The sequence below is a fragment of the Frankia sp. R82 genome (assembly GCF_023716925.1).
GTDB lineage: Bacteria > Actinomycetota > Actinomycetes > Frankiales > Frankiaceae > Frankia.
In genome coordinates this window covers 1-9,319 of record NZ_JAMQQG010000359.1, presented here as the reverse complement: position 1 = coordinate 9,319, position 9,319 = coordinate 1, and the positions used below count along the sequence as shown (strand labels likewise).

Here is a 9,319-nt window from a genome sequence, read left to right as displayed (position 1 = left end):
GCGCCGGTCGGCGCCGGGCGGTCCCGCCGCGCTGCCGCGGCCGGTGACATCGGTGCGGCCGGTGGTCAGCGGCGTGGGCCGTGGCCGAGGACGGCGCGGTCACCGATCGGTTCGGTGGCGAGCTGGGCGAGGTCGGTCTGGGCAGCCCGCAGCGGCCCGTCGGTCGCCGCACCCTGGGTGCCGTCCACGTAGGCGACCTGGGTGTAGACGAGATAGTGGCCGTGGCTCTGCGCCCCGCGCCAGGAGTTGTTCCCGCCTGGGCCGGTGATCTGCGCGTTCTGGATGGTGCCCGCCGGGATCGGCAGCGGCGCGATGCCACCGCCGCCCTGGTTGAGCACCTGGGCACCGCGGGTCGCCGTCGTGCTCGTGTCGAGCCGGAAGACCGTCACCCCGGCGAGGACCTGGCGGGTACCGGCGACGGGCGCGCTCAGGAACAGCGAGCGCACCACCTGGGTGCAGTGGGCCGCGGTGAACAGCGAGGTCAGCTGGCCGGTGAGCTGGGGGCAGCCGCTGTCGAGCCGGCTGGCGATCCGCTGGTAGCGACGTCCGTCCCGGTCGACGGAGGCGGTGGGGAAGAACTCGTTCGCCCGGATCGGGTCGGAGTCGGTGCGCACGCTGTCGAGAAAAGTCGCCGGAATCGGCGCCAGTGTGCCCGCCGTGGTGGGCTGCGGGTCGCCCGTCGAGCCGCCGTCCCCGCCGCGCAGTGCCACGACGGCCACCGCCGCGATCAGCACCACGACGGCCCCGGCGACGGCCAGCAGCATCCGCCAGGCGCGCGGGGATCGACCCGGCGGCTCGTCGCCACCGTCGGGGTCATGGTTGTCGGAGTCCGCGCTCGGTGGGCCGTAACCGTCGAAGCCGTAACCGCTGTCGCCGGGGCTGACCGGACCCTCGCCGGGGACTGCGGGCGCCCCGGTCCCGACGCCGGGCGTCTCGAATCCAGGTGTGCCGAACCCGCGGTAGCCGGCGGCCGGGTCGTAGGCCGTGCGCAGGCCGGGCAGGGCGGCGGCCTCGTCCGGGTCCACAGGGGACGACAGCCGTGACGCCGGGCGCTCGTAGCGGCTCGGCCCCCCGTCCCCGGCCGACGTCTGCACTGCCGAGATGCCGTACGTCGAGCCCGGGGCGGACGGGCGGCCAGGACGCGTCACTGGCGTCGGCTGCGTCGTCGGCGATGACGGATCCGCCGGCCAGGGCCCGGTCGACGGGGACGGTCCGGTCAACGGGGACGGTCCGGTCAACGGGGAGGGCGAGGGACCGGTCAGGGGGGACGGCCCGGCGAACGGAGTGGGCTGGACCGTCGGGGAGGACGGGTCCGCCGGAGCCGGTTCGGCCGAGCCGGAGCGGGTCGCCGACGTCGGCGAAGGAAGGTGGTCGAAGGAGAACGCGTAGTTCCTCGGGCCGCCGAACAGGGGATCGTCGCTCGGGGGCGCCCAGCCGTCATAGGTGACGTAACGGCCATGCAGGTCAAGGCCGGACGTCGTGCCCGACGGCGGCGCAACCGTGCCTGCCGGCGGCGGCGTGTCCGCCGCCGTGGGCGCCGCGGCTGTGCCGGCGGGACCGGACCCGTGGTCGGCGCGGCCGGAGGGCCAGGCGGAGTGGCCTGGCGAGTCCCAACTCGACAGGTCGTGGTCTGGAAGGTCAGGGTTCGGGCGCCCTGCCTGGCCCCCGCCATCCGATTCAGTCATCCAGGTCAGAATAGCCAGCGTTGGTCGACGGGTCGTCCGAGTGGAAGGTCCGGGGGGTCGCCGATGCCCGGGTGTGCCCGTGCCGGTGTCGGGCGAACGTCCACCGGTGCCGGCGTCGACATGCCCGGGTCGGTAGGCTGGCAGATCACACCGGATGGTGGGAGTGGATGGCCGCGACACGGCATCTCCCGGCCGCCTGGTAACCTCAAAGACTGCTGCGCGTGACACGTCCCGTCTGCGCGCTCCACATTCTTGACGAGCCTCGCTCACCCGGTCCCTCGGGGGTCGTGCGGCGGGGTCGTCCGAACGAGAAGGCAGACCTGTGCGCACGTACCAGCCCAAGCCCGCGGAAGTTCAGCGTGTGTGGCACGTCATCGACGCCACCGACGTGGTGCTCGGCCGGCTGGCGACCCAGGCCGCCACGCTGCTGCGGGGCAAGCACAAGCCGTATTTCGCCCCGCACATCGACACCGGCGACTTCGTCATTGTCATCAACGCCGGCAAGGTGGCGCTGAGCGGCAACAAGCGCGAGCAGGCGCAGTACCACCGTCACTCGGGGTTCCCGGGCGGTCTGCGCAGCACCTCCTACGGCGAGCTGCTCGACACGCGGCCCCAGATCATCGTCGAGAAGGCGATCAAGGGCATGCTGCCGCACAACCGGCTCGGCCGTGCCCAGGGCACGAAGCTGAAGGTCTACGCGGGTCCCACGCATCCGCACCTGGCCCAGCAGCCCACCCCCTTCGAGATCATCCAGGTCGCGCAGTAACCGCGGACCTCCTCCGGCCGGTTCGGGTGGCGCCGCGAGGCTGCCACCGTCGCCGGCTCCGAGAACCACGCATCAACCGAGGAAGGAACGCGACGTGGCTGTCGTGACCGACGTACAGGGCAATCCCCGCGCCACGGGCCGGCGCAAGGAGGCGGTGGTCCGCGTGCGGCTGCTGCCCGGGACGGGGCAGTGGACGCTCAACGGGCGCTCGCTGGAGCAGTACTTCCCGAACAAGGTGCACCAGCAGCTCGTCAACGAGCCGCTGAAGGCGCTGGAGCGTACGGAGTCGTACGACATCGTCGCCCGTCTGCACGGCGGCGGCGTGTCGGGCCAGGCCGGTGCACTGCGACTCGCTATCGCCCGCGCGCTGACGCTGGCGGAAGAGGAGTCTCGGCCTACTCTGAAGAAGGCCGGCTTCCTGACTCGTGACGCCCGGGTCAAGGAGCGTAAGAAGTACGGCCTGAAGAAGGCCCGTAAGGCTCCGCAGTACAGCAAGCGCTGACCCGCGCCCCCGCACCGCCCCGCTCACCATGAGCGGGCGGGCGAGGGGGCTCGACATCGCCGCCGCGTGACCGGGTCTCCGCTGATCCTTCGACCATGGGAGACCCTCAGTGACGAGGCTCTTCGGCACCGATGGTGTTCGGGGCGTCGCCAACGTCGATCTGACCGCGGAGCAGGCGCTGGCACTGGCCTCCGCGGCCGCGGAACTGCTGGGGCGGCCCGCCGAGGCTGCCGGCCGGCCCGACGTGTCGCGACCGCTGGTGATCGTCGGGCGGGACACGCGTCCGTCCGGTGAGTTTCTTGAGGCCGCGGTCGTGGCCGGTCTGGCTGCCTCCGGCGCCGACGTGGCCCGGATCGGGGTCGCACCCACGCCGGCCGTGGCGCACGCGGTGGCGGGTAGCGGAGCCGCCTTCGGTGTGATGCTGTCCGCCAGTCACAACCCGATGCCCGACAACGGCATCAAGCTGTTCGCCGCCGGTGGGCTGAAGCTGCCCGACGAGGTCGAGGACGCCATCGAGCGGCGGATGGCCCATCCGCCCACCCGCCGTCCGGTCGGCGGTGACGTCGGCCGCGTCCGGGACGTGCCCAGCCTCGTGGACGACTACGCCCAGCACCTGCTGCGCGCACTACCGGCCCGGCTGGACGGCCTGCGCGTCGTGCTCGACTGCGCCCAGGGTGCGGCGTCCTCGATCGGTCCCCGTGTGCTGCGTGCGGCCGGTGCCGAGGTGATCGCCCTGCACGCCGACGGCGACGGCACCGCCATCAACGACGGCAGCGGCGCCACCCACCTGGACAGTCTGCGGGCCGCCGTACTGGAGCACGGCGCCGACGTCGGTATCGCCCATGACGGGGATGCGGATCGCTGTCTGGCCGTCGATGCCGCCGGCGAGATCGTCGACGGGGATCAGATCCTCGCCGTCTGCGCGCTGGCCATGGCCGAGCGCGGTGAGCTCATCGGGAACGCGGTCGTCGTGACCGTGATGTCCAACCTGGGCTTTCACCACGCCATGCGGGAGGCGGGCATCGCCGTGGTGACCACGCCGGTCGGCGACCGCTACGTGCTCGAGGCGATGCGCGCCGGCGGTTACGTCCTCGGCGGTGAGCAGAGCGGCCATGTCGTCTTCGGCGATCACGCGACGACGGGTGATGGCCTGCTCACCGCGTTGCGCCTGCTCGGCCGGGTGGCGGAGAGCGGCCAGCCCCTCGCCGAGCTCGCCAAGGCGATGACCCGGTTGCCGCAGGTGCTCGTCAACGTCCGCGGCGTCGATCGGACCCAGGTCGGCACCTCGCCGGCGCTGCGGGTGGCGGTCGCCGAGGCCGAGGCCCAGCTCGGGGACGCCGGGCGGGTGCTGCTGCGCCCGTCCGGCACCGAACCGCTGGTGCGGGTCATGGTCGAGGCGGAGACCGACCGGGTCGCGCGGGAGATCGCCCACCGGCTGGCCGCCGTGGTCCAGGGGTCGTTGGCGATCGTCGGCTAGCCCCGCACGAGAGATCACGGCGGGGCAACACCCGAAGGACGGGCGGGGGAGTACCGAGGGAGCCGGTGACACCTGCGTACGCTGAGCAGCATGTGCGGGATCATCGGGTACGTCGGTGACCAGTCGGCTCTGGACGTTGCGCTGCAGGGTCTTCGACGGCTGGAATATCGGGGCTACGACTCCTCCGGGATCGCGGTCGTCGGCGCGGGCGCGCTACGGACGGCTCGGCGGGCCGGCAAACTCGCGAACCTGGAGAAGCTGCTCGCGGAGAGCCCGGAGACGGACCCGATGCCCGGCACGACCGGGATGGGCCACACCCGCTGGGCAACCCATGGCGGTCCGACCGACGTCAACGCCCATCCCCACACCGACTGCACCGGTGCGCTCGCCGTCATCCACAACGGCATCATCGAGAACTTCGCCCTGCTGCGTGCGGAGCTCGAGGCCGGCGGGCACGAGCTGACCAGCGAGACCGACACCGAGGTCGTCGCCCATCTGCTGGAGGCCGAGCTCGCCCGCGTCCCGGGCCCGGTGGGTGTGGCTGGCCCGGCGTCCTCGGCGGATGCGTCCCATCCGTTGACCGGTGCGCTGCGGCGGGTCTGCCGGCGACTGGAGGGCGCGTTCACGCTCGTCGTCGTGCACCGGGACTATCCCGAGGTGGTCGTCGGGGCGCGGCGCAACAGCCCGCTTGTCGTCGGGCTCGGCGAGGGGGAGTCGTTTCTCGCCAGTGACGTGTCCGCGTTCATCGCGCACACCCGCGAGGCGATGGAGATCGGGCAGGACCAGGTGGTCGAGGCCCGCCGCGACGGCGTCGCCGTCACCGACTTCGAGGGCCAACCGGTCGACAACCGGCGCTACCACGTCGACTGGGATGCCAGCGCCGCGGAGAAGGGCGGCTACCCGTACTTCATGCTCAAGGAGATCAACGAGCAGCCGACGGCGCTGGCCGACACCCTGCGCGGGCGGCTGTCCGCCGACGGCGCCATCGTCCTGGACGAGGAGCGCCTGTCCGCCCAGGACTTCCGCGACGTCGACAAGGTCTTCATCGTCGCCTGCGGCACCGCCTACCACGCCGGGCTCATCGCCAAGTACGCCGTCGAACACTGGACGAGGCTGCCCTGCGAGGTCGAGATGGCCTCGGAGTTCCGCTACCGGGACCCGGTGCTCGACCGGTCGACCCTGGTCATCGCGATCAGCCAGAGCGGCGAGACCCTCGACACGCTGATGGCGGTCAAGCACGCCCGCGAGCAGAAGGCCCGGGTGCTCGCGATCTGCAACACCAATGGTTCGACCATCCCGCGCGAGTCCGACGCGGTGCTCTACACCCGCTGCGGGCCGGAGGTCGGCGTCGCCTCGACGAAGACCTTCCTCGGCCAGGTGGCGGCGTGCCTGCTGGTCGGCCTGTTCCTGGCCCAGGTGCGCGGAGTGCTCTACGGCGACGAGGTGGCCGCCTACGTCGAGCGGCTGCAGCGCATGCCCGAACTGGTGCGGCGTACCCTCGGGCGCCTCGAACCGATCCGCGAGCTCGCCCGTGAGCTGGCCGACGCCAAGGCGGTTCTCTTCCTCGGGCGCCACGTCGGCTATCCGGTGGCGTTGGAGGGCGCGCTCAAGCTCAAGGAGCTCGCCTACATGCACGCCGAGGGCTTCCCCGCCGGGGAGCTCAAGCACGGGCCGATCGCGCTCATCGAGCCGGGCCTGCCGGTGCTCGTCGTCGTTCCCTCACCACGTGGACGGGCGAACCTGCACGGCAAGATCGTCTCGAACATCCAGGAGGTCCGGGCCCGCGGCGCCCGCACGATCGTGATCGCCGAGGACGGGGACCTCGCCGTCGAGCCCTACGCCGACCACCTGATCCGTGTGCCGGAGACGACGTCGCTGTTCGCCCCGCTGGTCACCACGCTGCCCCTGCAGGTGTTCGCCTGCGAGCTGGCCCTCGCCCGCGGTCTGGACGTCGACCAGCCCCGCAACCTGGCAAAGTCCGTCACCGTCGAATAGCCCCGCGACCGGTCGACCCGCCCGGCGGCGTCCTGGCGGCCGGGCCGCCCGCGCTCAGGTGGAGGGGGCGGCACCGTGCTGGCGGCCGTGCCAGGCGACGGTCGCCTCCCACAGGGCGTCGGCGACGGCGTCGCTCTCGTCGGCGGCATCGAGCAGGGTCTCCACGAGTTCGGCGCGGGGCACCCGGCTGAGGAACACCCGCATGGCCGCGTGCACCGGATCGTCGGCGAACAGCGAGCTCTCCTCGATGGCGTCCTCGCCGTCCTCGCCGTCCTCGTCATCGTCGTCGGCGAGACCCGCGGAACCCGTGGCGACCAGGGCGACGGCGACAGCGTGGCGGCAGAAGATGCCGGTGGAGCCCTCGGAGCAGGTACATCCGGTGCGCGGTCCGTCGTCGGCGGCCTCGAGGCGGACCTCGTGCGGCCCGTCGTCGTCCACCGTGCCGGAGGCGTTGGTGGGCCGGATGCGCAGCTGTTCAACCCGGCCGAGCAGGGCCAGGTTCACACCCTCGATGAACACGTCAGTGCCGGCGCGCTGCGCGCACGCCCGTTCGGCGAAGGCCGCTTCGAGCGGGGTGACAGCCTCCCCGTCGTGCCCGTTCTCCCCGGACACAGAAATGATCACCAGCTAATCCTACGGAATCCACGCGCGAACGGGGTCGCTCGGTCGGCCGGTCGGCCGGTGATGCTCCCTCAAGGGGTTGCCAGACGTACGATCGCGATATATCGTGAGCGTACGCCACGACGGCTGGATGGTCGTTGTTGGCTCTCTGTAGTGCAGCCCTGGCGGGTTTGGCCCGGGCGGGGCACACCCACTCCGAAAGGAAAATCATGACTTCGCATGCGATGTCGGGCCCGTGGGGCTCGCGAGGTGCCTGGGGCGGCCGTTCCGGATGGGGCTTCCTGTTCGATCCCGCGCGGCTGTCGGAACTGTTCGAGACGATGGCCGGCTGCGCCGAGGGGCGGGCCCCCGAAGGGGAGTCCTCCGGCCGGGGTTGGACCAGCCGCGCCGCTCGTGGCGGTCCGGGGGGTCCCGGTGGCCCTGATGGCCCCGGCGGTCCCGGTGGACCTGGCGGCCGGCGTGAGCACGGCGGTGAGGGACGTCCACGCGGGCGTCGGGGCGGGGCGGGCTGGGGGCCCGGCGGGTTCCCGGGCTTCCCCGGTTTTCCCGGTCCCGGGTTCGGCCCGGGTGGCTTCGGCGGCCCCGGCGGCTTCGGTGGTCCCGGTTTCGGCCGTGGGCCCAAGGTCGGGCGCGGTGACGTCCGCGAGGCGCTGCTCGCCCTGCTGGCCGAGGAGCCGATGCACGGCTATCAGATGATCCGCGAGCTCGCCGAGCGCAGTGGCGGCACCTGGCGGCCGAGCCCCGGCTCGGTGTACCCGGTGCTGTCCCTGCTGGCCGACGAGGGGCTCGTCCAGGCCGAGGAGGCCGACGGCAAGCGCGTCTTCCACCTCACCGACGCCGGACGCGCCCACGTCGAGTCCCGCGCCGGTCAGCGTCGGCCCTGGGAGACCGCGGCCGACGGGGTCGACGAGGAGCTCACCAGCCTGCGCTCACTGGCCTTCGCGGTCGGGGCCGCGGTCGTCCAGGTCGCTCAGGCGGGCGACGACGCGCAGATCGCCGCCGCCCGCGCGCTGCTCACCGAGACCCGCCGCGGCCTCTACCGCATCCTCGCCGGGGACGCGGACGAGGCCGGCGCACCACAACCCGGCGACCAGCCGACCAGCTCCACCGTGCAGGACGGCCCCCCGAAGGCGGATCCGTCAGCCAAGCCGGACCCGTCCGCCGGACCGTGAGGGGATCCCGGATCCCGCATGCGGTCGGCGGCGACGTGACCGCTCAACGTGATCTTTCGCGGTCGACGTGACACCGACGAACGGTTCGACCTCCTGGGCGCTCGCATCCGACCGATGCGGGCGCCCAGTTCACGTGGCCGCCAGGTCCACAACCCGCCTGGCGCCGTTGTTCTGATGGTTTGCCGTGCCGAGGTTCTGCGTGCGGGTGCCACTGATCGGGTCGGGCCCGTCGATGTGGGAACCTCGTCGGGTGGCAGTCGTGGGCATCGGTGTTGACGTGGTGGACATCGCCCGGTTCACCGCTACCCTCTCGCGCACCCCGGCCATCGCGATGCGCCTGTTCACCCCGGCCGAGCGTGCCCTGACCAGGCCGGAGCGCCTGGCCGCCCGGTTCGCCGCCAAGGAGGCCGTGGCCAAGGTACTCGGCGCCCCACCCGGGCTGGAATGGCATGACGCCGAGGTGCTGCCGGGGCTTGGTGGTCGTCCCTCGTTGCAGGTCGGGGGCACGGTGGCGGCCGCGGCCGCGCGGTTCGGCATCGCCAGCTGGCACCTGTCCCTCACCCATGACGGCGGCGTCGCCATCGCCATGGTCGTCGCCGAGTCCTGACCCGTCCGGCCGTGGCGGCCGTCTGGCCGTCCGTGCAGCGGGCAGCATGGGCTGCATGCGCAACGCTCACACCGTGACCCAGGTCCGGGCGGCCGAGGCGGAGCAGCTCGCCGTCCTGCCCTCGGGCGCCCTCATGCAGCGGGCGGTCTTCGGGCTGGTCTCCTACGTGGTTCGACGCCTTGGCCGGGTGCGCGGCGCCCGGATCGTCATCCTCGCCGGCTCTGGCGACAACGGTGGCGACGCCCTGTGGGCAGGTGCCCGGCTGGCCGCCCGGGGGGCACGGGTGGACGCGATCGCCGCCGGCCCGACGCACCCGGAAGGCACCGCCGCGCTGCTCGCCGCCGGCGGCCGACTGCACGCCCTGTCCGCCTCGCCTGTCTCGTCCGTCTCGCCCGTGCCGTCTGCCGAGTCGGACGATGACACCGTGCGCACGCTGCTGGAACGCGCCGACGTCGTGCTCGACGGACTGCTCGGCATCGGCGGACGCGGCGGCC

Annotated in this window: 9 protein-coding genes; 7 read left to right on the top strand and 2 right to left on the bottom strand. The window is 72.7% G+C overall.

Going from position 1 to position 9,319, the window contains the following annotated elements; translation table 11 throughout:
- Positions 1-65: 65 nt before the first annotated feature.
- Positions 66-1,685, bottom strand: a complete 1,620-nt coding sequence (locus tag ND747_RS28680; RefSeq protein ID WP_251737379.1) for a hypothetical protein — start codon at positions 1,683-1,685, stop codon at positions 66-68.
- Between the two features lie 322 nt (positions 1,686-2,007).
- Here ND747_RS28680 and rplM point away from each other — a divergent pair, with 322 nt between their 5' ends.
- The 4 genes from rplM to glmS all read left to right on the top strand — a co-directional run bounded on the left by rplM (position 2,008) and on the right by glmS (position 6,425).
- A complete protein-coding gene (gene rplM, locus ND747_RS28675) occupies positions 2,008-2,451 on the top strand; it encodes a 50S ribosomal protein L13 (protein WP_251737378.1) in 444 nt (147 codons plus the stop codon).
- 94 nt (positions 2,452-2,545) lie between these two features.
- The gene (rpsI, locus tag ND747_RS28670; protein WP_251737377.1) at positions 2,546-2,953 is read left to right on the top strand and encodes a 30S ribosomal protein S9; all 408 of its coding nucleotides are present in this window, start codon (positions 2,546-2,548) and stop codon (positions 2,951-2,953) included.
- 109 nt (positions 2,954-3,062) lie between these two features.
- Positions 3,063-4,430: a phosphoglucosamine mutase gene (gene glmM / locus ND747_RS28665; RefSeq protein ID WP_251737376.1), complete on the top strand. Its 1,368-nt coding sequence runs from the start codon at positions 3,063-3,065 to the stop codon at positions 4,428-4,430.
- A gap of 90 nt (positions 4,431-4,520) precedes the next feature.
- Positions 4,521-6,425 carry a glutamine--fructose-6-phosphate transaminase (isomerizing) gene (gene glmS / locus ND747_RS28660; protein WP_251737375.1) on the top strand — a complete coding sequence of 635 codons (1,905 nt, stop codon included), beginning with the start codon at positions 4,521-4,523 and terminating at the stop codon, positions 6,423-6,425.
- Between the two features lie 54 nt (positions 6,426-6,479).
- On the opposite strand, the gene ND747_RS28655 is transcribed toward glmS, so the two are convergent.
- Positions 6,480-7,049, bottom strand: a complete 570-nt coding sequence (locus ND747_RS28655) for an SWIM zinc finger family protein (RefSeq protein ID WP_251737374.1) — start codon at positions 7,047-7,049, stop codon at positions 6,480-6,482.
- A gap of 206 nt (positions 7,050-7,255) precedes the next feature.
- Here ND747_RS28655 and ND747_RS28650 point away from each other — a divergent pair, with 206 nt between their 5' ends.
- The 3 genes from ND747_RS28650 to ND747_RS28640 all read left to right on the top strand — a co-directional run.
- The gene (locus ND747_RS28650) at positions 7,256-8,218 is read left to right on the top strand and encodes a PadR family transcriptional regulator (protein ID WP_251737373.1); all 963 of its coding nucleotides are present in this window, start codon (positions 7,256-7,258) and stop codon (positions 8,216-8,218) included.
- 232 nt (positions 8,219-8,450) lie between these two features.
- Positions 8,451-8,825, top strand: coding sequence for a holo-ACP synthase (locus tag ND747_RS28645; protein WP_285901311.1), 375 nt, complete (start codon positions 8,451-8,453; stop codon positions 8,823-8,825).
- Positions 8,826-8,880: 55 nt separating this feature from the next.
- Positions 8,881-9,319, top strand: a 439-nt coding sequence (locus ND747_RS28640) for an NAD(P)H-hydrate epimerase (RefSeq protein WP_285901310.1), incomplete at its 3' end; no start/stop codon positions are given.

Excerpts from the sequence above, each read along its gene's own strand:
- glmS (WP_251737375.1), top strand. The coding sequence starts at position 4,521 with ATGTGCGGGATCATCGGGTACGTCGGTGACCAGTCGGCTCTGGACGTT.
- ND747_RS28680 (WP_251737379.1), bottom strand. The coding sequence starts at position 1,685 with ATGACTGAATCGGATGGCGGGGGCCAGGCAGGGCGCCCGAACCCTGAC.
- ND747_RS28650 (WP_251737373.1), top strand. The coding sequence starts at position 7,256 with ATGACTTCGCATGCGATGTCGGGCCCGTGGGGCTCGCGAGGTGCCTGG.
- ND747_RS28645 (WP_285901311.1), top strand. The coding sequence starts at position 8,451 with ATGTGGGAACCTCGTCGGGTGGCAGTCGTGGGCATCGGTGTTGACGTG.